The organism is Bradyrhizobium sp. C9 (assembly GCF_002532045.1).
Taxonomy (GTDB): Bacteria; Pseudomonadota; Alphaproteobacteria; order Rhizobiales; family Xanthobacteraceae; genus Bradyrhizobium.
The window spans coordinates 49,473-75,615 of the sequence record NZ_NWTG01000016.1; the positions used below are offsets into that span (position 1 = coordinate 49,473).

Genomic DNA, 26,143 nt, shown 5'->3' on the forward strand with positions numbered 1-26,143 from the left:
AACAACAATGACGATTAGATCCCTTTTGAGCTCGGTCTCCCTCGCGCTGCTGATCAGCAGCGCGGCCGTCACTGCGCAAGCGCAGATCGCCATCGGCCATCTGCAGGACCTCTCGGGCGGCACCTCGGACGTCGGCACGCCGTATGGCCAGGGCGTCGTCGATACCTTCGCCTGGATCAACAAGAACGGCGGCGTCGGCGGCAAGCAGATCAATGCCGACAGCAACGACTATGGCTATCAGGTGCCGCGCGCGATCGCGCTGTACAAGAAATGGTCGGCGCCCGACGGCAAGGTCGCGGCGATCATGGGCTGGGGCACGGCGGATACCGAGGCGCTGACCGGCTTCCTCGCGCAGGACAAGATCCCCGACATGTCGGGCTCCTATGCCGCCGCGCTGACCGATCCCGAAGGCACCAGCGGCAAGGCCAAGCCCGCGCCGTACAACTTCTTCTACGGCCCGAGCTACTCGGACGCACTGCGCGCCGAGCTGACCTGGGCGGCCGAGGACTGGAAGGCGAAGGGCAAGCCCGGCAAGCCGAAGTTCGTCCACATGGGCGCCAACCACCCCTATCCGAACGCGCCGAAGGCGGCCGGTGAGGCGCTCGCGACCGAGCTCGGCTTCGAGGTGCTGCCGCCGCTGGTGTTCGCGCTGTCGCCCGGCGACTACTCGGCGCAGTGCCTGAGCCTGAAGAGCTCCGGCGCCAACTACGCCTATCTCGGCAACACCGCGGCCTCCAACATCTCGGTCATGAAGGCCTGCAAGACCGCTGGCGTCGACGTCCAGTTCCTCAGCAACGTCTGGGGCATGGACGAGAACGCGGCCAAGACCGCGGGCGATGCCGCCGATGGCGTGATCTTCCCGCTGCGCACGGCGGTCGGCTGGGGCGGCAATGCGCCCGGCATGAAGACGGTGATGGAGATCTCGAAGATGTCCGATCCATCGGGCAAGGTCTATCGGCCGGTGCACTACATCGCCGCGGTCTGCAGCGCGCTCTACATGAAGGAAGCGCTGGATTGGGCCGCCAAGAACGGCAGCGCCACCGGCGAGAACGTCGCCAAGGGCTTCTACCAGAAGAAGGACTGGGTGCCGGCGGGCATGGACGGCGTCTGCAATCCATCGAACTGGACCGAGAAGGATCATCGCCCGACGACCAAGGTCGACCTCTATCGCGCCAAGGTTTCCGGCGCGACCGATGGTGACATCAACGACCTAATGGCGAAGGGCACGATCAAGCTCGAGAAGGTGAAGACCGTCGAACTGCCGCGCAAACCCGAATGGTTTGGCTGGTGAGGTCGTGGGCTGCCACCCAGCGCAGCCTCGACAACAATCGTCATCCCCCGCGAAAGCGGGGGATCCAGTACGCCGCGGCCTCTCGATTGATCGCCGGCGCCTCTGGAATCCCGGGTCACCCGCTCGAGTGCGCAGTTGCGCACGAAACGCGGGCGACGACAGTGGAGAGTGATCGAGACCATGAACGAAACCCTCGAAGCGACCCGCCCGGTGCCGACGGCCGTCCCGCCGCCGCCACTGCTCAGCGTCAACAACATCGAGGTCGTCTATGACGACGTCATCCTGGTGCTGCGCGGCCTCAGCCTCGAAGTGCCGAAGGGCGCGATCGTGGCGCTGCTCGGCGCCAACGGCGCCGGCAAGTCGACCACGCTGAAGGCGATCTCCGGACTGCTAAAGACCGAGGACGGCGAGGTTACCCGCGGCGAGATCCTGTTCGAGGGCCAGCGCATTAACGGCATCGATCCAGACAAGATCGTCCGCCGCGGCATCTTCCAGGTGATGGAAGGCCGCCGCATCGTCGCCGACATGACGTCGCTGGAGAATCTGCGGCTCGGCGCCTTCACCCGGCGCGACGGCGAGGTTTCAGCCGACATCGACATGGTGTTCAAATATTTCCCGCGCCTAAAGGAGCGCACTGGCCTTGCCGGCTATCTCTCAGGCGGCGAGCAGCAGATGCTCGCGATCGGCCGCGCGCTGATGGCGCGCCCGAAGATGATCCTGATGGACGAGCCCTCGATGGGGCTGTCGCCGCTGCTGGTCAAGGAAGTGTTCGCGATCATCAAGGAGATCAACCGCGATCTCGGCGTCACGATCCTCTTGGTCGAGCAGAATGCCCGCGCCGCGCTGTCGGTCGCGAGCCATGGCTACATCATGGAGCAGGGCAAGGTGGTGCTCGACGGCTCCGCCGACGAGCTGCGCGACAACGAGGACGTCAAGGAGTTCTACCTCGGCGGCGCCGGCGACCAGCGCAAGAGCTTCAAGAATCTGAAGAGCTTCAAGCGGCGCAAGCGCTGGCTGTGAGGATAGCGGGCGTTTTCGGGCGGAGTTGCGTGTGCAGGAAACGCGTCAGACCAGGAAGGCGGTTCTATCCGAGCACCTGCTCGGCTTCAGTGACCGCGCAGAGCACATGGTAGAACGACGACGCCGGGATCGTGGCAACCAGCGACGTGCCGTTATGGTCGAACTGGTCGTACCAGCCCCCTCGCACGGGATGGCTGAGATAGTGCCGCTCCAGCAGCAGCAGTGCCGCGCGGGCCTCGTCCGCGGCGCCGGCTTCGCCCGACTCCGCCTGCGCGATCCAGGCCTTCGCCAATTCGCTCTGCGGCCACAGCCGCCTCGTGTGGCGGCGGATGTTGCCCTCGGCATCGCCCTCGTCGATCAGGCAGCCGGTGGCCGCGTCGCGATAGCGCAGCGCAGAGGCCAGCAGCTCGCCGCGCGGGCGTCCCGTGGGACAGCCGGTGATCCGTTCAAATCCCTTCAGCAGCCAGACCCACTCCGCGAGGTGCCCGGGCTCGACGCTGACCGGCGGAATCTTCGACCAGTCCTCCTCGAAATATTCGCCGAGCGTGTGCGTCTGCTTGTCGTAGAGGTTGGCCAGGAACAGCGCGAAGAAATCGCCGGCGCGATTCTGGAACGACAAATCGTGGGTCGCGTCGAAGCACGCGATCATCGCCTCGAACAGATGCATCTGCGGGTTCTGCCGGCGCGGCATCGACGGCGGCAGGCCTTCGTGGAAACCGCCATGGGGCGAGCGCAGCTGCGTATCGAGGAACGACAGCAGCGCGTCGATCTCGGCGCGAATCTGGGCGTCCTGATCGAGACCGTAGGCGGTCGCCAACGCGAGCAGCACGAAGGCATGGCCGTAAGTGTCGCGCAGCGGGTCATGCACGCCGCCGTCCGGCGTCAGGCTGAACACGAAGCCCGGCCGGCCATCCGGCGCCTTGGCCTTGGCCAGCAGGTAGTCCAGCCCTTTCAGAGCGATCGCGCGGCCCTCGGGATACCAGCCCATCTGGGCCGCCTTGGCGTAGCAGTAGATCTGGCGCGCCTGCACCATGGTCCGGCGCGGCGCGGCGTGATCGGCTGTCCCATCCTGATCCAACCGGTCGACAAAGCCGCCGGCCGAGCCGTCCCAGCCGACCGTCGACCACAGCGGCAAGGCGTGGTCGATGATACGGCGCTTCAACCTCGCGACGACGTCGGCGGCCCCGTCCGCCGCAACGCTTTCTGCCTCAGCCATCGTGCTCCCTGGAACCGTCCCAATGTCAGCGGTCACCGTCTGATAGCACGGGCGGACCGGCACGCCACCTGCGCAAATCCTCTCAAGGACCTGCCATGACCGACCATTACGACGCCCTTGAAACGCGCGATCCGGCCCAGCGCGAGGCCGCCCTGTTCGCCCGGCTGCCGGACGTGCTGCGCAAGGCGATGGCGGCGCCCGCCTATGCCAATTTGCTGCGGGGCATCGATCCGGCCTCCATCAGCAGCCGCGAGGCGCTGGCGGGGCTGCCGGTGCTGCGCAAATCGGAGCTGCCGGCCTTGCACAAGGCCGCCCCGCCGTTCGGCGGCTTCGTGGCCGACAAGCCCGGCTCGTTCGCCCGTCTGTTCACCTCGCCCGGGCCGATCTTCGAGCCGGAGGGCCGCCAGGCCGACCCCTGGCGCGGCGCGCGGGCGCTGTTTGCGGCCGGCTTTCGCGAGGGCGACGTGGTGCTGAACACCTTCAGCTATCACCTGACGCCCGGCGGCTTCATCTTCGATGCCTCGGCGCGGGCGCTCGGCTGCGCGGTGATCCCGGCCGGCCCCGGCAACACTGAGCAGCAATTCGAGCTGATCGAGGCCTATCGCCCGGTCGGCTACAGCGGCACGCCTGATTTCCTCAAAATCCTGCTCGACGCCGCCGTGACCGCCGGCCGCGACGTGTCCTCAATCAAGCGCGCCCTGGTCTCGGGCGCAGCATTTCCGAAATCGTTGCAGGAGGAGATGAAGGCCCGCGGCGTCGAAGCCTACCAGGCCTTCGGCACGGCCGATCTCGGCCTGATCGCCTTCGAGACGCCGGCGCGCGAGGGAATGACGGTCAATGAGGATTTGATCCTGGAGATCGTCAAGCTCGGCACCGGCGATCCCGTCGCGCCGGGCGACGTCGGCGAGATCGTGGTGACCTCGCTCGATACGCACCATCCCTGGATCCGCCTCGCGCTCGGCGACCTGACCGCCGCCCTGCCGGGCGCGAGCCCATGCGGACGCACCAACATGCGCATCAAGGGCTGGATGGGCCGCGCCGACCAGACCACCAAGGTGAAGGGCATGTTCGTGCGCCCCGAGCAGATCGCGGAAATCAGCAAACGCCATCCCAAGCTCGGACGGCTGCGCCTCGTGGTCACGCGCCAAGGAGAGGCCGACGCGATGACATTGAAAGCGGAAACGGCGGCCGCGGACGAGGGGCTACAGGACGAGATCGCAGCCAGCCTCCGCGCTGTGACAAAGCTCGGCGGCAATGTCGAGTTCGTCGACCTGGGCGCACTACCAAACGATGGCAAGGTGATTGCGGACGAGCGATGAGGTACGGTTTGGTGATGTGCTCACCCTTGACAAGCCACCAGTAGACCGGTGAACAAAGGCCGCAACGACCTATTGCGGCCTCCATGACGACGACATTAACGCGCCCTGCTGTATTCTTCGATCGCGATGGCGTCCTTAATCACGACGCAGGCTACCTCTTCGAGGCGGCCAAATTCAGGTGGATAGATGGCGCGCGCGAGGCGGTCAGGCTCGTGAACGAGGCGGGCTATTTCGCCTTCGTCGTGACTAACCAGTCTGGTGTTGCCCGCGGCTTCTATGAGGAGAGCGACGTAGATGCGCTCCACCGCTGGATGGCGGAGAATCTCGCTGCGGTGGGCGCGCATATCGATGCGTTCGAGTATTGCCCCGACCATCCCGAGGCGCCCATCGAGCGTTATCGTCGCGATAGCCACCGGCGCAAGCCCGGTCCAGGCATGATCACCGAGCTGATGGTGCGCTTTCCCGTCGCAGCCGACAGGAGCATTCTAATCGGCGATCAGGAGCGTGACCTAGAGGCGGCGCGCGCCGCCGGCATCCGCGGGTTGCTGTTCCGGACAGGCAATCTCGAGACCTTCGTGCGCCAAGCGCTCAGCTTGCTTTGAACGTGGGTGATCGAGCCGCGCTCAGCCTTAGAATGGTCATCAAGGACCGAAAACAACTTCGCAGTTTCGAGGCGACTGCCACAGCTTGTACGTTTGCAGCAGCGTCGGACGCGGCACAAGAATCCCGAAACGTCCCGGCGTCGGCATGTAACATCCCTGCTCGGACGATCGGACCTCATCGTCTCGCGCGAAACGAACGCGATAGGCTGAAACTGGTGACCAACATCGCAGGCAACGCCCCTCGCCCGCAAGCCTGCGAACGCATGCGTCGCTCGATCCGGTGCAGGCCACAGTTCGCTCCGTCGGTGAGCAGATCACTCTACACCTGGCGCGCACCATAGGCGCGGTCGCTGACCATGAAGCTGGCCATTTACCTTGCCACCGAGCTCTTTTTCGCTGCGGGATCTCACGCTGGGCGAGCGATTCAGTCTGGCATGGAAGTCCGACCGCGACACCCCCACATTGCATAGCCATGCCACCGGCCAGATCGCCCGGTGCTTCGCGATGAAGAGGAACTTCATGTCGCTTCTTCGCGAAGTAGGTTGCGGCCTATTTAGGATGGTCCGCTCGGCCTTTAGCTTGGCGACCTCACGACGCTGTCGTTCGTTCGATCTCCTGTTGCTCCGGCTTCATCTGTCCATCCCAGGAAAGGCCTGCACCGGGTCGGAGCCGAACTCCTCACCCATTTGCGCAGAACATTGTCGTGAACATCCAGATCACGGCCGGCAAGCGTCTCCGACACCCCACGTTCCCTGACCAGCTTGACCGCCCCGAGCTTGAACTCGCGACTGAACTTCCGTCTCTTCATCGCCCACCTCCGGCTTCATGAAACAACCAATCTCGGTGTCCATCAAACCGGCAGCAGCTCACTCCGCTCAGCCTTCCATATAAGGCGAAACCACTTTTCGGAGATCAAGCCACCAACCTGACCTTCTCTCCTATTGCAGCGAGAGCACGAATCAAAAAAATATATCAAGAACAAAGACTTAAATACGCTTCAGCTGTGATTTGATCCCAACCTCCGTCGAAGCTCGGCCATTGACAAAGGCGCAAGCGTACTGTCAGTGCGCACCCTGCGACCAGGAGAATGCGTACGCCTTAACAGGATGCGAACCAAAGGTGGCACGATGGGCAGCTTCCTGGAATGCGCTGTCATATGCAGCGACGTTTTTGCCGGAGGACGAAGGAAGCATGACGACAACATCACCCAAACGGGTCATGGTGCTCGGTGTCTCGGGTATGCTCGGCAACACCGTGTTTCGTTATCTGGCCAGTAGGCCCATGGAGTTCCACGTGACTGGGACCGCGCGCTCGGCCGCGACACGCCGTTTCTTTGTCCCGGAATTGCATGAGAGTATCCTACCGGGCGTGGACGTGGAGAACGTCGATAGCTTGCTTTCGGCTTTTTCCACTGCTCGGCCCGACGCCGTGATCAATTGCATTGGCCTCGTCAAGCAGTTGGCGCAGGCCAATAACCCACTGGTGGCCCTACCGATAAATGCGGAACTGCCGCATCGGCTCGCCCATATTTGCGGAGTCGCCAAGGCGAGATTGGTCCACATCAGTACCGATTGTGTCTACTCAGGAGCCAAAGGTCTCTATCGCGAGGAAGAATTGTCGGATGCCAAGGATCTCTATGGCCGCAGCAAATATCTGGGCGAGGTTGATTACCCGCATGCGGTAACGCTGCGTACGTCGATCATTGGACATGAACTCGACAGCGCGCATGCTCTGATTGGTTGGTTTCTGTCCCAAGAGGGTAGCGTGAAAGGATTCACCAGGGCTATCTTCTCGGGACTGCCGACCGTCGAGCTGGCGCGTGTCATCGGTGACTACGTGTTACCGCGGCCAGAACTGCGCGGGGTCTATCATGTTTCCGCCGAACCCATTGCCAAATTCGATCTGCTTCGACTTGTGGCTGATATCTATCGCAAGAGGATCGAGATTGTTCCTGACGATAGCCTTGTGATCGACCGCTCGCTTGACTCGAATCGGTTTCGCACGGCAACCGGTTACTCTCCTCCTACATGGCAGGAGTTGATCGAAACAATGGCGAAGTTTGGCTAACGATTAAATCCCTCTCAAAACAATAAGCGGACGACAGTGAACATCCTGATTACCGGAGCAACAGGATTTGTCGGTCTCCCCTTGCTTGGGGCACTAGGGTTACGCGGATACAGGACGATTCCGGTTGTCAGGCGCAGTGTCGGACTTTCTGACGAAATGCTCGTTCCCGAAATCAGTGCACAAACCGACTTCCAGGGCGCCCTATCGGGCTGTAACACCGTCGTCCACCTCGCCGCGCGCGTCCATGTGATGCGTGATCAAATTGCGGACCCCCTCTCCGAATTTCGCCGTGTGAACGTAGAGGGAACCCTCAATCTGGCGCGACAGGCAGTCGCTGCGGGTGTCCGGCGCTTTGTGTTCGTGAGCTCGATCAAAGTGAACGGCGAGTCCGGATCTCAGCGGGAAGATGCCACCCCTGCGCCGAAAGATCCTTACGGCATCTCCAAAATGGAGGCTGAACAGGGCTTGATGACCATTGCCCGCGAGACCACCATGGAGGTGGTGATCATCCGTCCGCCCTTGGTCTACGGCCCTGGTGTTAAGGGCAATTTTGCCACCATGGTGAAGTGGGTTCAGAAGGGGATACCGCTGCCCTTGGGCGCAGTCAATAACCGGCGTTCCCTTTTGGCGCTGGATAATCTGATCGATTTCATTGCGTTGTGTGTGGACCGCGATCGTTCGCCACGCGGCGCCAACGAAGTATTTCTCATATCGGATGGCGACGACGTATCCACTGCAGATTTATTGAGGCGTGTGGCCAAGGCCTATGACGTGAAGGCTCGATTGATGCCTATACCAGCCGGGTGGCTGAAGCTCGTCGCGCACATGGCGGGCAAGACTGAAGCCGCGGACAGGTTGTTGGGGTCGTTGGTGGTGGACAGTGTCAAAGCTCGTGAACTCTTGGGCTGGCAGCCCGTGGTGTCGATGGATAATCAATTGCAGAAGATGGCCCTTCTTGAGGTTTGACTTGTTCTTGGCATTGTTCGGCTTCACCGTTGGTCCGCCATTGTTGCTGACTTTTCTGGTCAGGGCTATTTGGACGCGGGTTTTCCCCCTTCCTGAGTCGTTCGTTTGTAAGTGCCTGGTCGCGTCTCCATCGATAGCGCGTTTTGCAAAGTCGCGATGGCATACGGCATGTGCATGAGCGCTCACTTCAAATCCTACGTTGCAGGCGAAAAATCGTCCAAGGCCCAATTTGGCGCTACTGGTCCGCCGGCGTGCTCGTCACGTGGGCGTTGAAGCTTCATGGTCAATGTGGCAGTCGTGATGGTGTCGCGCACCGTGCTCATCACCGCGGCCATCGTGCTTATCATGTTCGTACTGCTTCATTTGAGGTGGCGCAGCATCGCCGTTCTGATCGCCGGGGCAGCTATCGTCTGGCAGGCTCGCCGCATTTGCGCAAGACCGCGCCTTTACGAGGGACAGCACAGCCTACAAGGAGAGGCGAGCCGCCTTCGCGGGCTGCGACTCGAATTCGGGCGCAAGAACCTCAGGTTTTCGCCAAGGCTCCGGGGCACGACACGGTCTCAATGCTAATCGAAAAAATTAGGACCGGAAGCGGATATCAGGCCTCGGCTGAGGTGATCAGCCCCCATAGTCAGACGCTGAGCGTTGCGGTCCAATGGGGCATCATCATTCTCCAGGCGCGGCTTCATCTCCTGGGCTGGCCACTGGATCGAGCTGCTGGTCGTAGTGCAGGAACGTCGTCACCTCCCTGTTCAACTCCCATCTGTTCGACTGTTACGAGGGCTGGATCGGCGCCAGAGCAGCCGGCTGCATCGTGATCCAGGCACAACAGGCGGACATGAAGATGAGGGAAGCCGGTTCCCGAGCGGCCGCGTGGCTGGTAAGTCTGCCTGAGATGGGCTATCAGCCCGGTAAGGTTGCAACTAACTGGATCTCCATCGGCCGGCGGATGACGCGTTTTTCGCATCTCACCTTACGCAATTTCCTGATTGCGCTCCACGACCTGCTCGCGACCACAGGGGCGTTGTTCGTCGCCTTCTACATTCGCTTTGAGGGCGGCGAGGGTTTCTTCGACCGTCTGCCGCTTCTGTTCCAGCTTCTGCCTTACTTCCTCGCCTTCAGCGTAGTCGTATTCTTCGTCTTCAACCTGACCACGACGAAGTGGCGCTTCATCTCGCTTCCTGACGCGCTGAATATCATCCGCGTCTCGACCATTCTGACGGTTGCCCTGCTCGTACTCGACTACGTTTTCGTCGCTCCCAACGTCCGCGGCGCCTTCTTTCTCGGCAAGGTGACCATCGTTCTCTATTGGTTCTTCGAGATTGCCTTCCTCAGCGCGGCGCGCATGGCCTACCGCTATTTCCGCTATACGCGGGTCCGTCGTCACGCGAGGAATGAGGACGCCGCACCCACGCTGCTGATCGGCCGGGCCGCGGATGCCGAGGTGCTGTTGCGCGGCATCGAAAGCGGGGCGATCAAGCGCATCTGGCCGGTCGGCGTGGTGTCGCCTTCGGCCTCCGATCTCGGACAGTTCATCCGTAACCTGCCAGTGCTGGGCGGCATCGACGATGTCGAAGATGTCATTGCCGATTTCTCCAGACGCAACAAGGCGATCGCGCGGCTCATCATGACGCCGTCGGCATTCGAGCCGGAAGCCCATCCGGAATCCATCCTGATGCGGGCGCGCAAGCTCGGCGTGATCGTAAACCGCATGCCGTCACTGGAGAGCGGCGATACACCGCGGCTCACGGCCGTTGCGGTCGAAGACCTGTTGCTACGGCCGAGCGAGAAGATCGACTACGCGCGACTTGAAGCCCTGATCAAGGACAAGGCTGTGATCGTCACTGGCGGTGGTGGCTCGATCGGTTCTGAAATCTGCGAGCGTGTGGTCGCCTTCGGCGCCGCGCGCCTTCTGATTGTGGAGAATTCCGAGCCAGCGCTTTATGCGGTCACGGAAGTGCTCGCCGCGCACGGCTCGACCGCTAAAGTCGAGGGGCGGATCGCCGACATTCGGGACCGCGAGCGCATTACGCGCCTGATGACCGAGTTCAAGCCAAACATCGTGTTCCATGCCGCTGCGCTCAAGCATGTGCCGATCCTCGAGCGCGACTGGAGCGAAGGGGTCAAGACCAACATCTTCGGCTCGATCAACGTTGCCGACGCCGCGCTTGCCGCCGGAGCCGAAGCCATGGTCATGATCTCGACCGACAAGGCGATCGAGCCGGTGTCAATGCTCGGCCTGACCAAACGCTTCGCCGAGATGTACTGCCAAGCTCTTGACCATGATCTTTCGGCAAGGAGCGGCAGCGCCAAGCGACCAATGCGGCTGATCTCGGTCCGGTTCGGCAACGTTCTGGCGTCGAACGGCTCCGTCGTGCCGAAGTTCAAGGCGCAGATCGAGGCTGGAGGTCCCGTGACAGTAACGCATCCCGACATGGTCCGTTACTTCATGACCATCCGCGAGGCCTGCGACCTCGTCATCACGGCGGCCACGCACGCGCTCGGAGCCGTACGATCGGACGTTTCCGTCTATGTACTCAACATGGGCCAGCCGGTGAAGATCGTTGATCTCGCCGAACGCATGATCCGCCTCTCGGGCCTTCAACCCGGATACGACATCGAGATCGCATTCACGGGCATGCGGCCGGGTGAGCGCCTGCACGAGATCCTGTTTGCATCCGAGGAGCCGACCCGCGAGATCGGCGTTGCCGGCATCATGGCCGCGCAGCCGAACCAACCGCCGATGCAGACGCTGCGCAAGTGGATCACGACGCTGGAGCAGGCGATTGCGTGCGATGATCGCGCCACCATCAAGACCGTCCTAAAGGATGCGATTCCTGAATTCGGGTCGACCGCGGCCTGACCATGCAGTCCCAGAGCAAGATCGTCGTCGCGAGCCAGCACTATCCACCGGATCCGAGCACTACGGCAACGATCATGGCCGAAATCGCCTGCCGTCTGGCCACAAGCTACGAGGTCGTCGTGCTCTCCGGTTCGCCCGGCGCGTTGCCGGCGGCGCAGACCGGCTCGGGCAGGCCGCGCGTTGTTGCGATCAAGAACCGGATGGCGGGGAAGGCGGCGCTCGTGCGGCGCGGCGCCTCCGAACTCCTGTTCGCAGCGCGCACGTTCCTTGCCTTGATCAGGAGGCTGAGGCGAGGCGATGTCGTGCTCACCGTCACCGCACCGTTCATGCTGCCCTACGCGGTCGCGGCAGCGGCAAGGCTGAAGGGCGCGCGCTCGGCACTGATCATGCACGATCTCTTTCCCGAAGTACTGGTGATGGCGGGCATGCTGAAATCCGGCTCAGTCGTCACGCTGATGATGCACGCCGCCAACAGCCTGATGTTTCGAGCGCTCAATGCCGTCATCACCATCGGCCGCGATGCGGAAGGGCCGCTGCTGAGCTATTCCGGGATGACGCGGAACAAGATCCGCTTCATCCCGAACTGGGCGACACTCGTGCCCGGCCTGCGTCCCCTGTCTCAGGACAATACGTTCCGCAAGGCGCTCGGCGCGCGTTTCGTCGTCGGTCTGTCGGGAAATCTCGGCTTCACCCACGATCCGGACATCGTGTTCGAGGCAGCACGCCTGCTCAAGGACGAGGCAGACATCCATTTCCTACTCTCCGGCTGGGGAGTCGGCTTCGAACGGCTCAAGCAATTGCAGGCGGCCGAGAATCTCACTAATGTCTCGTTCGTTGCTCGCGTCGAGGATCCCGAGCTCGAAGCGTTTCTGGCCTCCGCCAATCTCTGGATCATTCCATATCGGAAGGATGTTGCGGGTGTTTCGGTACCGAGCCGCTTCTACAACCTGCTGGCGATCGGCCGTCCCGTGGTGCTGGTCTCCGAACCCGAGGCCGAAGCCGCGTTGACGGTGGTGGAGAGCGAGCTGGGTTGGGTCGTCACGCCAGGCCGCGCCGATCTGCTCGCCGAGGCAATCCGTGCAGCATCTCGCTCCGACGTTACCGCCATGGCCGAGCGCGCGGTGAAGGCGGCATCGCGATTCGACCGGACCGAGGCGATGAAAGCCTATGCCGGTCTAATTGATGAATTGCTGCGCAGCCCCAAATTGGCGGAGCGGCGATAAGCGAGCGTAGACCGGTCGAGCCAGTGACGAGAGCGAGTGGCTTTGTCGGTCGCCGTGTCGAACCCGCACTGGCGCGCGAGATATTGTCGGTTCGACGCGGTTAGTAGCCCGGACGCGTAGACGACGAGGTCGTGATCGAAGCGATCGATCGGTCCCGATACTGACTTGCAAGGCGTGCTCGAAAAGTAAGACCCTCCGTCTCTGCCGACGAGGTGGCTCGTCCTACACTGCGCGTCCGAGGGTTGCTCGGGCGGACCGCGCCGATCCTCATCACAGGAGCGCGAGCCGTAGCAGATTATAAGGAAGCATTCGTCGGAATCGATGTGGCCAAGCTGAGAAACGCGATCGCAATTGCGGACGCAGGCCGGGAGGGAGAGGTTCGTTTCTTCGGTGAGGTCGATGTTTCAGCGACCAACATGCGCCGTGTCATAGGGCGGATCGCGAGCCGGTTCGGCCGTGTACATTTCTGTTACGAAGCCGGCCCGACCTGCTATGGTCTTTATCGCCTGATCCGGTCGCTCGGCCACCAATGCACGGTGGTGGCGCCATCGCTGATTCCAAGGAAGCTTGGCGATCGTGTGAAAACGAATCGCCGGGACGCCGTTTCTCTCGCGCGGCTATTACGCGCCGGCGAGTTGACGGCTGTGTGGGTTCCCGATGAAGGTCACGAAGCGATGCGCGACCTCGTTCGCGCCCCCGATCGGCAGCGGTAGAGACGCTGCGGATCCACCGGCAGCAGATGAGCGCTTTCATGCTCAAGCATGGCCGCACTTATCCCCGCAAAAAGGGCTGGACTATGCGCTATTTGCGTTGGCTCCAAGAGCAGCAGTATTGCAGTATTCAGAGCGCTCTCGACAGTTATCGACACGTCCCTGCCACACCAATCACGCCAACGCCCGCGCGCCTTCGCATCCTAGACAACGGCAGCTGAGGGGTTCGCCGCTCTCCTTCACACCTCTGCTTGGACCGTCTAGAAGCAGCGGGAGGTGTGGGTGCCGGAGCCGAGTTCTCAGCTCTTGCCGATTCCAGTGAGTTGACCTGCCCACTGAGCGCGCCTAGCTGATCAAATAGCAGCTTTTGCTCACCTTAGTGCGATGCAGTTTCTTTGGACGTCGCCGGCTCGTTCGGCCTGCTTTTGCTGCTCAGCTTGAATGCCTTGCACCGCCTGTTGCAGTGAAGACAAAGTCTGCTTGATCGGTTCAATGCCGGGCCAACTCCTCTCGCGCCGGCTTCGTGGTATCGATCCTCAGTTTACGAGAATCCCCCTAATTCTCGGTAGACCTGTAGCGTTCTCTCATGTGTGGCTTGCCAAGAGAACTCTGCGGCTCGTTTGAGCCCTGTCGAGATCGTCGCGCTGCGGAAAGTTGCATCCTCGAGCCGCCTGATCGCTTCAGCCAACGCGACAGGTGCGAGGTCTGAAGCGACAATTAGCGCTGGACCACCGACCTCCTTAACCGCCTTGCATTCAATTGCCACCACCGGGCAGCCAGCGCGCATTGCCTCAAGCACTGGAATGCCGAAGCCCTCATAAGCAGATGGATAAACGAGGCCAGCAACTCTGTTATAGTGACCGTTGAGTTGCTCGTCCGTAACGAAACCGAGATGGCTCACGCGATTTTGGACATCCGTAGAAATTCCTTCAAGTTCCTCAGCCCGCAATGGACCACCACCGATACACTGCACACGATATTCAGTGAGGAAGGTTAGCGCTTCCAGAAGCAATCGAAAATTTTTGTAGCCACGCCGTTCTCCAACAAACAGGAGATCACGTGAACTTGCCGCAACATCATCAAGCGGTCGGTACGTTTCGCTGCCGCCAAGTGGTATGACGTGGATCGTCTGATTGGACTTAACGCCAACAAACTCAAGCAAATCGTCCCGCGTAGCCTCAGAGATACAGATGATGGCCTGCGCTGCACGGATGGCCGCATGCTTTTGGTGGCGATGCACCCATAGAGCCGGCCCTTTTATAAATCGCTCGTAAGTGAAGTCATACACAGTGACAACAGACGCTTGGCGACCTCGTGCTGGTAGCCGGTAGTAGCTGGAGTGCAAGACTGTGCTTCCAGCAGGATCCCGGGCAGCGCGGTAGCGCTCAAGCCAACGGCTGGTTTGCTGGACGACCTGAAGTGTACCCGAGGATGGCGGGGTATCCTGAATCGTTGGCGCGTCGATAGTTAATGTTGCTGGGACATGAACCTTTTCGAGGTGAGCAATCAGCTCGCGAAAATAAACAGAAATTCCGCCCTGTCGCTGCAGTGAAAAGATGATGCCGTCGATAGTGATGCTCATATTGTTAGGAGATGCTGAAGAGGTACCATAGCGACGTGTATTGGAACCTGTCCAAGCAGCCTCCACTGAGCTCAAGTTATGCGATCAAGCGGCGAGGTCAAGGGCAAGATCGAATGGCCTGCAGCAATCGATTTCCAACGCATCGCTTCCCCTCACCGGCTGGACGAGCTTCTGCCCTGGAATTGGACGCCGGCATCAGCGTTCCCCGCTCGAGCGGCGTGACCACGCACGTCAACAAGGTTCATCACGTCGCCACCATCACCCAGGTCGCAAAGGACATCGGCGAAGACGAAGACTGGCTGCGCGACATTGCCATCGAAATGGAGATCGAGGACAGCCTGATCTAGGTCTATGGCGTCGGCGAAGATGGTGTTCAGGCGTTCACCGACTTTGGTATCGAAAACCTGATCGAGCTCGTCAGGTTCTACAAGGAAAACCCCAAGTTGCTCACGCGCTGGCAACGGGAATGATCCAACCAGCCGCGGCCTACGCCGGATACGTACTCTTCGGACAACCGCACCCTAGTAGTCCTCCTGCTTTGCCACCGGATACGGCAGTGTGCAGGGTGACGCGGCCGACCCTCTTCGAGGCTGGTTCCAAGGCCAACGTAACGCAGGCTTTGCGATGGGTCTCCAGCGACGTCAAGACAGTCGGCGGTGACCTTTCACATAGACGTTTTGCCATGCCGGTCGCCCGTGGCCGCGGCACTTATCGCGCGTAACGACAATGTCGTTCGGTCTCGGGATCTTGCATTTCATACGAATGAAGGCCGCGCTTGTGGTAGCCCCGATCATGGATAGTGCCGATAGACACTTCAGCGCCATCGGACGATTGAGATGCTGAACCCTGATACCACATTCCTGAAAATACGGATCACGTGCGATCGACGTGGGAAGCTTCACACATCCCATCAATTACGCCGTCTAGCATTACCTGTGCACTCCAACCGAGCTGAACTCTAGCTTTTGCCGGATTCCCGCGGCTCTCCTTGATGTCCGAAGGACGGAATAGGCTATTGTCAAAAGTCACATGCTCTCGCCAATCCAAACCGAAGCGAGCAAATACCTTCGAAATAAAATACTGAAGTGAGTGTGTTTGTCCTGTCGCAATCACAAAATCGTCGGGCGCTGATTGTTGTAACATCAACCACATCGCTTCTACATATTCCGGTGCCCAGCCCCAGTCGCGATGAATATCGATATTCCCTAGAACTAATTTTTCGCGACTCCCCCCTGCAATTTTGGCCGCCGCCCGAACGATTTTCTGGGTCACAAAACGCTCAGGCCGCAAAGGCGACTCGTGGTTGAAAAGGACGCCTGTGCAGGCAAACAAACTATAGGCGTCGCGATAGTTCTTAAGTAACCAATGCGCCGAAGCTTTAGCTACTGCATACGGGCTCCTGGGGAGAAAGGGAGTTTGTTCCGAAGCCGCTGTTGCTCCTGTGTCGCCAAAGCACTCGCTAGAACCGGCATTGTAAAAACGAATCGGGCGATCAACAAAACGGATGACCTCCAGTAGGTTCAAGGTGCCTCCGGCAATACTCTCCATTGCCTCCACAGGCTGTTCGAACGATAAGCCCACGGAGGTCTGCCCCGCCAAGTTGTATATTTCATCTGGGCGATATCGTTCCACGACATTCAGTACACTGCGGAAATCATTGATCGCCATTGAAGCCGTATGTACCTTCTTATGTATGCCCAAGCGCTCAAGATTGTGGAATGAGGTCATCATGGCATCACGTGAGGTGCCGACAACCTCGTACCCCTTATTCAGCAACAAGCGAGCCAGATAACTGCCATCCTGCCCCGCTGCACCACAAATCAAAGCTCTCACGACAACCTCTTCTGATAAACTATCCTAGCTCCAGGTAGGCCGCCGACTATCCGGCTGATGATAAAGTAAACCAGCACTGTGGGCACCAAGGTTTGCAGCATTCTCGACATCAGGTAGATCAAGGAGTATTTGAGCGAAATCACGCAAGTTGCAAACAAAAACGTATAGCAAAGCAGCGGAAAAAGCCTATTGCGAGAGCCCAGCGCCCACCGGGCCAGCCATCCGAAACCAAGGCCAGTGAACACTCCGCGCAGAGCGAGGTCGACCTCTCCGCCCCAAATTGCACTATCGGCAATCGGTCCCATAGTTTGTGGTGGGACGATGGCGGTCGGAAAAAATGCTTGCGCATACCAGTACTGGGAGTTGTACTGAATATGATCGAAGAACGGCACTGCTGTAAGAAAATCATTGAAGAGCATCGGCCACTCATGCCGTGGCATCGTCCCGCTTAGACGCTCTGAATAAAGATGAAAACTCGTGTAAAACACAGCCCCGAATTCGGCGGCAAGTTTAGGCCCCTTTTCCCTGAGACTATCCAGAACCGCATTCAAATCGAAGTTGGCCCCCCGAAAAAACTCCACCGCAGTAAACAGAACAAGCAATCCACCTAGAGCGAATAAACCTTCGCGCAATCTGATTTTCCGCACCATTAAGTGATAAAGGCACAAGGTTGCTAGCAGAATGGAGAGCGTTTCAATTCTTGAGCCCAGCGAGTACACCAACTCATAAGCTGAGATCGACACCACGAAAAACGGAATAATCCAACGAAATCGTTTGTAGTCAGCAAACATAAGGGCCAATGCGACGTAGTACGCTCCGGATTTAATCATCACTGCCAGGTAAGCTACGCGCTTTTCAAACCACGGAAGCGCATCAAAACGAGTGTAGTGCTCGTAGTAGTTCTCTACGGGAGAAGAGAGCATTGTGACCGTGCCGATGCAAAGGACTACAATCATCAGCATCGAGCCAACGATCCGAATATCGACTGGCTTCAACCTCAGATCTGCAACATCATCTCGCCCGGATCCACGCGCAGCGAGGTACCCGAAGATCACTGTGACGGCGAATAGAAAATGGCGCCAAAGATGCAGCGCAATTTCATCCGGCCTCGGGTTCAGTACGGAAAAATTTAAGGCATCGAAGTCCTGCGGAAAGTCGAAATCTATAAGCAAAAAATTCGCTGCAGGGATCACCGAATAGGCAACCACGAAGCCAAGAAAAATAAAGCCAACCTCGCCGAACACTCCCGAGCGAACACGGCTGGCCAATATCAGGCAAAAGATAACAAAGGCCAAGCAAATGCTCAGAGCAGGGAGGACAACAATGAATTGATAATCCCGAGCCATCGCTAACGATGCTGCGACCGAGAGCAAGAAGAATAACACTACATCGACTATTATTAACGATAGGCGTGCAGGCCTGCGACTGGTTCGGGGTGTGGATTGCTGTCCGATGGTCATCGTTACCCCTCTCGCCCCAGCATAGGAAACGGGGATCCACGACCAGTGGAAGCAAGGAAGTAGTCGAGAGAGCGTCGGAAAATTTTCACGAGATTCCTGGGCATCAAGTTAGCATAGAAGGGCTGCAGATGTGATGCCGCCACCGAGGCATCAAAGATATCGGCAATCCCATAATCGACGGCATCGAGGAGGATCAACCGGAGATTGATCCCGTTGCCTGCAAAAGGCTGCTTGGCCTTTCTCCTCCTTGACTTCCTTAATGTTCCTTCAAAATATGGACCTAGTCCGTGATGGTCTGCGATCATCTTCAGTATTTGCATCTCTCGCAACAAGCGCTCTTCACTGTAGAGTCCGTGAGCGAGTTCCGCGATGCTTGAAACGATGACCCGCTTAAAATCGATTGACGAAAACGTCCCCCTCCATCCCGGCAAGTCTCTGGCGGTCAGCAGATAATCGACGGTCATCAGCGTGATTAGAGGAGAGTAAGGCTGTCCTGCCAGCTCGCGATGCATCGGAACGGCGTCCACACTCTTAAAGAAAGAGTCCGAATTTTTCTTTGCCGCCTCGTCACTTGTTAGGTAGTTCAGGCCCTGAGATGTCGGCGATAAACCGTAGATGGCAAATGGGATGCCTGAAAAGGCAAACCGCTCCACCTCACCCGCGAGAACGATCCCGGAGTAGCCATCGGGAGTCGGGCAACGGTAGAAACGGCCATCTGCGCTGCGCGCCTGCACCTGCCTAACTAGGCGGGTTGATGCAACGCCCTTGACGTATGTCATAGGGGATTCCACGTCCCCAAGATAATTGAGGTGCTGGGCCTGCCTGGCAAGAAACTGCCGTGATTCGATCAGTCGGTCCTTCTTGGGATGGTAGAGCATCAACTGCCCACGAGGGTCGCGTACACCAGCATAGACAAAAAGTGGCGAGGCCCAAGAGAGTAGCTCGAGCCCGGTATCACACAATACATTCCTCATGCCGGTAATTCCTCGGGGCATGATTCCGTCATCGCTTCCCAGCGCCATCACAAATCCGCGCTCCGCCTGATTCAGCGCGAACTCGAAGTTGTCACGCATGCCTGGAGCCATACCGTTCTTCATATACCGAATGCGGGCATCGCGACTGGCGGCGTCCATCACGACATCCTTCGTATGATCGGTACTACCGTCGTCAGAAACAATCACGACCAGATTGTCGTAATCTTGGGCGCTACACGTACGAAGCGTGTGATAGAGGTAATCGGCCCGATCTTTCGTCGGAATAACGATGGTGAATCTCGGATTTGTATCGGAAGTATTGTCGCTCATGTGACCAAGCCAGTTTCATCCGTTTGAGAAGCGACGATTTACCATGACCGATGATAAGAGCATGGCCACGCCAGTTCCAAGTAACCACACGAAACCAATGTGGCGCGCGATGTCCGTCGGCATCGACATGACAGAAAGTAGCGCAACCGGCAGGCATGCCAAAGTCGGAGCCACTATGACTAAACCGTACCAGCGCAGATTCTCACCAGGGAACAGGACACGATTCATCAGCCACAGGCCAAGGGTGATCTCGATCGCTCCATGTACGAGTACCATCGCTGTAGCACCGGGAAGTCCGAATCTGCCAATTCCCGCGAACAGAAAGGGTACCCCCAGCGCAAGCGCAAGGATCATCAACGCAACGTGGAGACGCGTCCATCCCACCGCCTGCTGCAGCGCTGCCGGCAACCACATCAGGCCGGAAAGCGTCGTACCCACGATCAGCAGCCGGAACACCAGGACAACGCTGTTGTCGCAATACCCCAACCAAATCTGAAATAATTTCGGAGCAAAAACGAGTGCAGCGACAGCCGTCGGGATAATCACCGCGCCGACCAAACGGCACCCCTGGTAATACGCCTTCTTGAGCCCCGCCTCGTCTTCGGCAACCTTCAACTCAGAGAACTTGGGATAGTAAGTCCGATAGAAAGCCAGAATGACCATCTGCAGCAGCCCAGTAGCCGTGAAAGCCACGGTATATTTCCCGAAGTCAGACGCTGGAACGATCTTGCTCAGCGCAATCCGGTCGATATTGGCGAGAAGCAGCCCGCACAGAGCGGTCAGGAACATACCGGCAGAATATCTCGACATTCGCCGAACCTTAGCGAAATCAAGTACCGGCTCGTGTTTATCACCCAGGTCATCCAACTGTTTGAGCAGCCGGCGCCGGGTAAGCCAGCATACGATCAGCGCCGCCAATATCTGATACGAGAAGAACAGGACGAGACTATTTTCAAAAAGTAGTACAGCAACTCCGCCCAAATACTTGAGCGAGTTACCCAACATCTGGAATGAGTTCATCACCGCGTGGTGCTGCATGCCAGAAAGGGCGTTGGAATACAGCAAGGATAGAAACTGGAGGGCGATCGACCCCGCCATTAGGCGGATGAGCAGGGCAGCTTCGTCAGGCTGTACCTCCAAGAGTTTTAGCCAACTCCCGGCCAGCCAGTTTGCCGCCAACGCGATCACAAGACCGATTGACGCCGCCAACCCAAGATATATCCACTCAAGGGAATACAGAAGGCTGCGGTATTTATTCTTGGTCTCTTTGCTGCCTTGGTAACGCGCAAATTCCCTGATCAGCGATGCGCCTAACCCAAAATCAAAGACTGCGGAGACCAATGCAAGCAGTTGCCAAAAGCCAATGAAAGCAAAACCCTCGAGCCCTAGTCTGGCGACGAAGAGGGGCGTGGTCAGGACAATAAGAGCCCCAGCCCAGATGCCGCCCAGGAAATTCGCGCCAATAGATCTCAATAATAGTCTGGGATGCAATTAGTTCGTACCTCGTTTGCGCTCAGCAAGATATGCCCCGAACAGACCAAGCACAAATCCGATTGTTGCACCAACAATCAGAAAGTTCGTCTTGCCAGGCGAGACAGGACGACGACCGACAACAACGTCGAAGAGAGGCCGCGTGTTGAAAGTGCGCTCTGGGCTCCCCTCCTCCTCCAGCGACAACAACGTCTGCCGGTAACTCCGTAAATCAACATCATTCTGCTGGATCAACTGGTTCAGAACCACCATTTCGGAAAACTGATCTTGCAAGGGCGATTTGTCGCGCTCAATGACGAGCTTTTGCAAAGATTGACGGCGCAATTCGGCGTTCTGGATTTCCTGTGAGAACTGCGCTTTGTTTTCCGCAATCCTCGCCAACGAGGGCTGCGCCATCTCGGCATGCTCCTTGATAAGCTCGAGCTGATATGCTTCGGCAGCTTTCCTGGCCTGCTCGGGCGACGTACCGCGTACAGCAACGTCTACGAATTCAGTGTTGCGAACAACACGTGGATTGGCCGAGGCGCGAACCAAATCAGTCTCACGGTTGACGTTCGGTTCAACCGGCAGATTCAGCCTTCGGAGAACGGCATCTTGAAACTGCTCTTGCCTAATTCTCTCCACCGCGATAGCGCCGCTCTCGACTAAGGCGATCTGTGACTGGCCATTGCCCAGCTTAGAGAAAACCTGGCCCATCTGCAGGACTGCATGTGCTTCCCACTGCTTCGGCAAGAAAAAGGCTATCGAAACCGCCAGCGCGGCGCCAGCCAGCAGAGGAATGGCGAGCCTGTACTTGTAACGCCGCAGGAATTCAATACCTCCCTCTAGGGTAAGGCCGTCACTGAGAATGCTATCAGAGGTTGTCTTAAGATCACTGCTCATTGAACTTGGACTTCTCTTTCGTTGGCGTCAAAGGCTACGCCATACCCTGCGCTTCACAAAATCCGTGTAGCTTAGAATGATGCGCAGCACCTTATCTGAAACATTGTCGGGCTCGTAGTCGGCAACTAACCTCAGGGCTCGCTTTTCGCCACGCGGCTGAGATGCCAGGATGTCGAGCGCCTGCAACGTCCGATCGACATTCATACCAACGAACATCACTGCGGCCTCCTCGAATCCTTCCGGACGTTCATGGACTTCTCGCAGGTTCAGGGCCGGGAAGTTCAGGATTGACGATTCTTCGGTAATCGTACCACTGTCAGACAAAACAGCTCGCGCATTAGTCTGCAACTTGATGTAGTCGAGAAAGCCAAATGGCTTCAGGAACCGCACCCGGGAATCGGCCAGCAAGCCCAAAGCATCCATGCGCTTACGCGTACGGGGGTGCGTGGAAACGATCACCGGCTCATCGTAGCGCTGCGTAATTGCGCTCAGCATCTCAATCAGCTTGCGCAATTGCTCTGGCGAGTCCACGTTCTCCTCGCGATGAGAGCTTACGACGAAGTAGTGTCCGGCCGACAGACCCAGGCGCGTCAATACGTCGGACGCATTGATTGCGTCTTGGTAGTGTTCAATCACCTCGCGCATCGGGCTTCCAGTCTTGATCACCTGATCGGGCGGCAACCCCTCACGCAGCAAATACTCGCGCGCGATCTCGCTATAAGTCAGATTGATATCCGCAATATGATCGACGATGCGCCTATTGATTTCCTCGGGAACACGAAAATCGAAACACCGGTTGCCTGCTTCCATGTGAAAGATCGGCACCTTGCGGCGCTTGGCAGCAATCGCAGCCAGCGCGCTATTCGTATCGCCGAGCAACAGAAGCGCGTCAGGCCTGAGCGTCTCGATAACTTTGTCCGCGGCAATGATCACTTTTCCGATCGTCTCGGCAGCAGTGGCGCCGGCCGCCTCAAGGAAGTGATCAGGCTTGCGAATGCCGAGATCGCTGAAGAAAATTTCATTGAGCTCATAGTCGTAATTCTGGCCGGTGTGAACGAGGGTATGTTCACAATAGCAGTCTAGCTTCTTGATCACGCGGGAGAGACGGATGATCTCCGGGCGTGTGCCAACAACGGTCAGTACCTTAAGCATTGATGGCTTCCTGAATAATATCGAGTCTCATCAGCACTTCCTTCACCTGCTCCACATTGAGGCGATGAGTATTGTGCGACGTGTAGTCATCCACCTCCGAAATTTCAGTTTCGCCCTCTACAAAATATTTGTTGTAGTTGAGATCCCGAGAATCCGCCGGAATACGGTAGTAGCCGCCGAGATCTTCGGCACGCACCATTTCCTCTCGTGAAACCAGCGACTCGTAAAGCTTCTCGCCATGGCGAGTTCCGATAATCTTGAGTTCGCTCTTGCCTCCCAGCAATTCCTTCAATGCACGCGCCAGATCGCCCACGGTGGAGGCCGGCGCCTTCTGTACAAAAATGTCGCCGGGGCGCGCATGTTCAAACGCATAGAGCACCAGATCGACCGACTCTTCCAACGACATAAGGAACCGGGTCATCTTCGGATCCGTCAGCGTGAGCGGCATGCCCTTTTGGAGCTGGCTCAGAAAGAGAGGAATGACCGAACCGCGTGAAGCCATGACATTGCCATAACGCGTTGCGCTGAGCACCGTCTTGCCTGGATCACAAAGCCTGGACTTAGCAACCATGACTCGCTCCATCATGGCTTTCGAAATCCCCATAGCATTGATCGGATACACCGCCTTGTCGGTACTTAGCACGACGCAGCGACTAACTTCGTTTGCAATCGCCGCACGCATCACATTCTCGGCGCCTATCACGTTGGTCCTTACGGCTTCCATCGGATAGAACTCGCAAGACGGCACCTGCTTCAGCGCGGCTGCATGAAATACATAATCAACGCCCCGCAACGCGTCGTGAACAGCATCATATTCACGAACATCGCCGATGTAGAACTTCAACTTATCGTTCTTCAGGGCAATACGCATGTCCTCCTGTTTCTTCTCATCCCGGCTAAAGATGCGTATCTCTGCAAAATCCGAATGCAGAAAGTGACTGAGCACAGCGTTGCCGAAGGAGCCGGTGCCACCGGTGATAAGGAGCGTCCTATCTTTAAACATGTTTTATCAGGCAACCTTTCGGAATCCATTTGTGACGATACTGGTAAGGTGAAGTTGACGACGCGCTTCAAGGCCGTTGAACGGATGCGCGGCGGTACATCCGCCAACAGACCACCTCCGCCGCGCAGTACAAGATCGCGAACGCAGGCGGCTTCCAGGTTTCGAGCGCGGCGAGAGTACCCGAGAGCCACTCGACTGTGCAATTGCGGCGCCGCACGCGAAACGACGCTAGCGACGTTTCGCCGGGGCGCTTAACAATATAGCCTAGAACGATGCCACCGGCTCTCACAACGAGACTTTGCATTGCGCTCAACTCACTACCGCAGCACGCGTTGCCCTCATCGAATGGCGCAGCATCGACCCTATACCGGTCAATCGGCTGCTCGCCAATCGAATTGCAAACTCGAAGAAGGCGAAAACTACCTCGGCTCAAGTCCTCAGGGATGCTAGCGGCTTGAGTTATGGGAATTCTTTGAACCTATCATGATAGTCCGCCGCAAGTCGTCAGCCGGCTATCCCACTCGATATACTGCAGTTCTCGCAGCGTAGCTTCTCTTCGGCTACGAACCGCCGCCCTCAAGCACCGATTTATCTAGAGGCACGGTAAGACAATTTGGGCAAAGGCGGCCATGTTCCAGGCCTCCCACCCGTCCCGAGAGAAGCTGCCCTGCCTATTTGCTTGGACGGAGAGGGAGAGGGCTTGCAATCTCCTTTAACGCCCAATAACATCCGGGTAAATTTCCTTCGCCGGATGTGGACAAGCCCCCGCGAGGCCAGCAATTTGCCTAAGTTGTTCCGACTTCTGTTCGGTCCGCGCAATGGAAACACTTGTCGGCAGAATTGGGCGGCGAAGTAAGACTTGGGATAACTAGACAACTCAAGCAATGCAACCACCGTCGGCGAGGTTTGCGGTCCGATCTTTCGGCCCTATGGTGGAGCGAAAGCTGATCCGGAGCCATTAGAAATGCCCTTCCCGTCCGCCTCAGAGGCCCTGTCGCGCTTCACCGTACTGGATTTGACTAGGGTCCGGTCTGGTCCGACCTGCGTGCGTCAGCTCGCGGACTGGGGTGCCAACGTGATCAAGATCGATGCGCTGCTGGAGGACGGCGGCGGCGAGCAGCCGGGCGGCCCGCGCGGCGGATCCGACTTCCAGAACCTGCACCGCAACAAGCGCGCCATGACGCTGAACCTGAAGGACCCCAAGGGGCTCGAGGTATTCAAGCGGCTGGCCGAGCAGGCTGACGTGATCGTCGAGAATTTTCGGCCGGATGTGAAGGCCAAGCTCGGCATCGACTATGAGAGCGTGCGCAAGATCAATCCGCGGATCGTCTATGGCAGCATCTCCGGATTCGGCCAGGACGGCCCCTATCACAAGCGGCCCGGCTTCGATCAGATCGCGCAGGGCATGGGCGGCCTGATGTCGGTGACCGGCGCGCCCGGCGGCGGCCCGATGCGGGTCGGCATTCCCGTCGCCGACCTCACCGCGGGGCTGTTCTGCGCGATCGGCATCCTTACCGCGCTGCTGGAACGCGACGTCTCCGGCGAAGGCCAGTGGGTGCAGACCTCGCTGCTGCAGGCGCAGATCTTCATGCTGGATTTCCAGGCAGCGCGCTGGCTGATGGAAAAGGAAGTCGCCAAGCAGGCCGGCAACAACCATCCGACCTCGATCCCGACCGGCGTGTTCAAGACCTCCGATGGCTACATCAATATCGCCACCACGGGCGGGCGGATCTGGGAGCGCTGCGCCCAGGCGATCGGCGCCCCCGACCTGATCACCGACCCCGACTATGCGACCGCACCGGCGCGCTCGAAGAACCGCGACGCGCTGAATGCACGAATCAGCGCGCTGACCGAGAAGAAATCGACCGAGACCTGGGTCGAGGAGCTGAACGCCGCCGGCGTGCCGTGCGGGCCGATCTATTCGATCGACCAGATGTTCGAGGACGCTCAGGTCAAGCATCTCGGCATCGCCCAGCATGTCCCCAATGACGAGAACCGCCACATCCAGCTGGTCAGCCAGCCCGTGACGTTGTCGCGGACGCCGAGCAAGATGGCGGCGCGGCCGCCGGAATTTGGCGAGCAGACCGAGGAAGTGCTGGCCGAGTTCGGCTTCGGCCAGGACGAGATCGCCGAGCTGCGCCAGCGCAAGGTCGTCTGAC

The 26,143-nt window shown here is 58.7% G+C and carries 18 protein-coding genes and 3 pseudogenes; 11 read left to right on the forward strand and 10 right to left on the reverse strand.

Going from position 1 to position 26,143, the window contains the following annotated elements:
- Positions 1-7 precede the first annotated feature (7 nt).
- Positions 8-1,291, forward strand: a complete 1,284-nt coding sequence (locus CO675_RS26710; protein ID WP_097674823.1) for an ABC transporter substrate-binding protein — start codon at positions 8-10, stop codon at positions 1,289-1,291.
- 180 nt (positions 1,292-1,471) lie between these two features.
- The gene (locus CO675_RS26715; RefSeq protein WP_097674824.1) at positions 1,472-2,311 is read left to right on the forward strand and encodes an ABC transporter ATP-binding protein; all 840 of its coding nucleotides are present in this window, start codon (positions 1,472-1,474) and stop codon (positions 2,309-2,311) included.
- Positions 2,312-2,375: 64 nt separating this feature from the next.
- Here CO675_RS26715 and CO675_RS26720 read toward each other — a convergent pair whose 3' ends face one another.
- A complete protein-coding gene (locus CO675_RS26720) occupies positions 2,376-3,527 on the reverse strand; it encodes an AGE family epimerase/isomerase (protein ID WP_097674825.1) in 1,152 nt (383 codons plus the stop codon).
- Positions 3,528-3,622: 95 nt separating this feature from the next.
- Here CO675_RS26720 and CO675_RS26725 point away from each other — a divergent pair, with 95 nt between their 5' ends.
- Positions 3,623-4,846, forward strand: coding sequence for a phenylacetate--CoA ligase family protein (locus tag CO675_RS26725; RefSeq protein ID WP_097674826.1), 1,224 nt, complete (start codon positions 3,623-3,625; stop codon positions 4,844-4,846).
- Positions 4,847-4,929: 83 nt separating this feature from the next.
- Complete coding sequence (locus CO675_RS26730; protein ID WP_097674827.1) at positions 4,930-5,448, forward strand: D-glycero-alpha-D-manno-heptose-1,7-bisphosphate 7-phosphatase; 519 nt, start codon at positions 4,930-4,932, stop codon at positions 5,446-5,448.
- A gap of 250 nt (positions 5,449-5,698) precedes the next feature.
- Here CO675_RS26730 and CO675_RS41555 read toward each other — a convergent pair.
- Positions 5,699-6,256, reverse strand: a pseudogene (locus CO675_RS41555) (transposase); the annotation flags it as partial.
- Positions 6,257-6,639: 383 nt separating this feature from the next.
- On the opposite strand from CO675_RS41555, the gene CO675_RS26740 reads away from it, so the two are divergent.
- The 5 genes and pseudogenes from CO675_RS26740 to CO675_RS26770 all read left to right on the forward strand — a co-directional run.
- A complete protein-coding gene (locus CO675_RS26740) occupies positions 6,640-7,515 on the forward strand; it encodes a dTDP-4-dehydrorhamnose reductase family protein (protein WP_097674829.1) in 876 nt (291 codons plus the stop codon).
- 36 nt (positions 7,516-7,551) lie between these two features.
- A complete protein-coding gene (locus CO675_RS26745; RefSeq protein ID WP_097674830.1) occupies positions 7,552-8,481 on the forward strand; it encodes a UDP-glucose 4-epimerase family protein in 930 nt (309 codons plus the stop codon).
- A 949-nt stretch (positions 8,482-9,430) separates the two neighbouring features.
- Positions 9,431-11,344: an SDR family NAD(P)-dependent oxidoreductase gene (locus tag CO675_RS26755; RefSeq protein WP_198964753.1), complete on the forward strand. Its 1,914-nt coding sequence runs from the start codon at positions 9,431-9,433 to the stop codon at positions 11,342-11,344.
- Between the two features lie 2 nt (positions 11,345-11,346).
- A complete protein-coding gene (locus tag CO675_RS26760) occupies positions 11,347-12,567 on the forward strand; it encodes a glycosyltransferase family 4 protein (RefSeq protein ID WP_097674833.1) in 1,221 nt (406 codons plus the stop codon).
- 269 nt (positions 12,568-12,836) lie between these two features.
- Positions 12,837-13,399: pseudogene (locus CO675_RS26770) on the forward strand (IS110 family transposase); the annotation flags it as partial.
- A gap of 419 nt (positions 13,400-13,818) precedes the next feature.
- On the opposite strand, the gene CO675_RS26775 reads toward CO675_RS26770, so the two are convergent.
- On the reverse strand, positions 13,819-14,859 hold the full coding sequence (locus CO675_RS26775; protein WP_097674834.1) for a glycosyltransferase family 4 protein: 1,041 nt from the start codon (positions 14,857-14,859) through the stop codon (positions 13,819-13,821).
- 218 nt (positions 14,860-15,077) lie between these two features.
- On the opposite strand from CO675_RS26775, the pseudogene CO675_RS26780 reads away from it, so the two are divergent.
- Positions 15,078-15,329: pseudogene (locus CO675_RS26780) on the forward strand (hypothetical protein).
- A 403-nt stretch (positions 15,330-15,732) separates the two neighbouring features.
- Here the strand turns inward: CO675_RS26780 and CO675_RS26785 are convergent.
- Genes CO675_RS26785 through CO675_RS26815 form a run of 7 tightly spaced genes read right to left on the reverse strand, consistent with a single transcriptional unit; the run spans position 15,733 to position 23,984 of the window.
- Entirely contained in the window at positions 15,733-16,692 is a 960-nt protein-coding gene (locus CO675_RS26785; protein WP_097674835.1) for a GDP-mannose 4,6-dehydratase, read from the reverse strand.
- Complete coding sequence (locus CO675_RS26790) at positions 16,689-18,152, reverse strand: hypothetical protein (protein ID WP_143279118.1); 1,464 nt, start codon at positions 18,150-18,152, stop codon at positions 16,689-16,691. Before CO675_RS26790 ends, CO675_RS26785 begins: the two co-directional genes overlap by 4 nt.
- Before the next feature lie 2 nt (positions 18,153-18,154).
- Positions 18,155-19,456 carry a glycosyltransferase family 2 protein gene (locus CO675_RS26795; protein WP_097674837.1) on the reverse strand — a complete coding sequence of 434 codons (1,302 nt, stop codon included), beginning with the start codon at positions 19,454-19,456 and terminating at the stop codon, positions 18,155-18,157.
- Positions 19,457-19,471: 15 nt separating this feature from the next.
- Positions 19,472-20,947, reverse strand: coding sequence for an oligosaccharide flippase family protein (locus tag CO675_RS26800; RefSeq protein ID WP_097674838.1), 1,476 nt, complete (start codon positions 20,945-20,947; stop codon positions 19,472-19,474).
- A complete protein-coding gene (locus CO675_RS26805) occupies positions 20,948-21,829 on the reverse strand; it encodes a GumC domain-containing protein (protein WP_097674839.1) in 882 nt (293 codons plus the stop codon).
- Between the two features lie 27 nt (positions 21,830-21,856).
- Positions 21,857-22,981, reverse strand: coding sequence for a non-hydrolyzing UDP-N-acetylglucosamine 2-epimerase (wecB, locus tag CO675_RS26810; protein WP_097674840.1), 1,125 nt, complete (start codon positions 22,979-22,981; stop codon positions 21,857-21,859).
- Positions 22,974-23,984 carry a polysaccharide biosynthesis protein gene (locus tag CO675_RS26815; RefSeq protein WP_097674841.1) on the reverse strand — a complete coding sequence of 337 codons (1,011 nt, stop codon included), beginning with the start codon at positions 23,982-23,984 and terminating at the stop codon, positions 22,974-22,976. The genes wecB and CO675_RS26815 overlap by 8 nt, the downstream gene beginning before the upstream one ends.
- Before the next feature lie 964 nt (positions 23,985-24,948).
- Between CO675_RS26815 and CO675_RS26820 the strand changes: the two genes are divergently transcribed.
- Positions 24,949-26,142 carry a CaiB/BaiF CoA transferase family protein gene (locus CO675_RS26820; protein WP_097674842.1) on the forward strand — a complete coding sequence of 398 codons (1,194 nt, stop codon included), beginning with the start codon at positions 24,949-24,951 and terminating at the stop codon, positions 26,140-26,142.
- Position 26,143 lies beyond the last annotated feature (1 nt).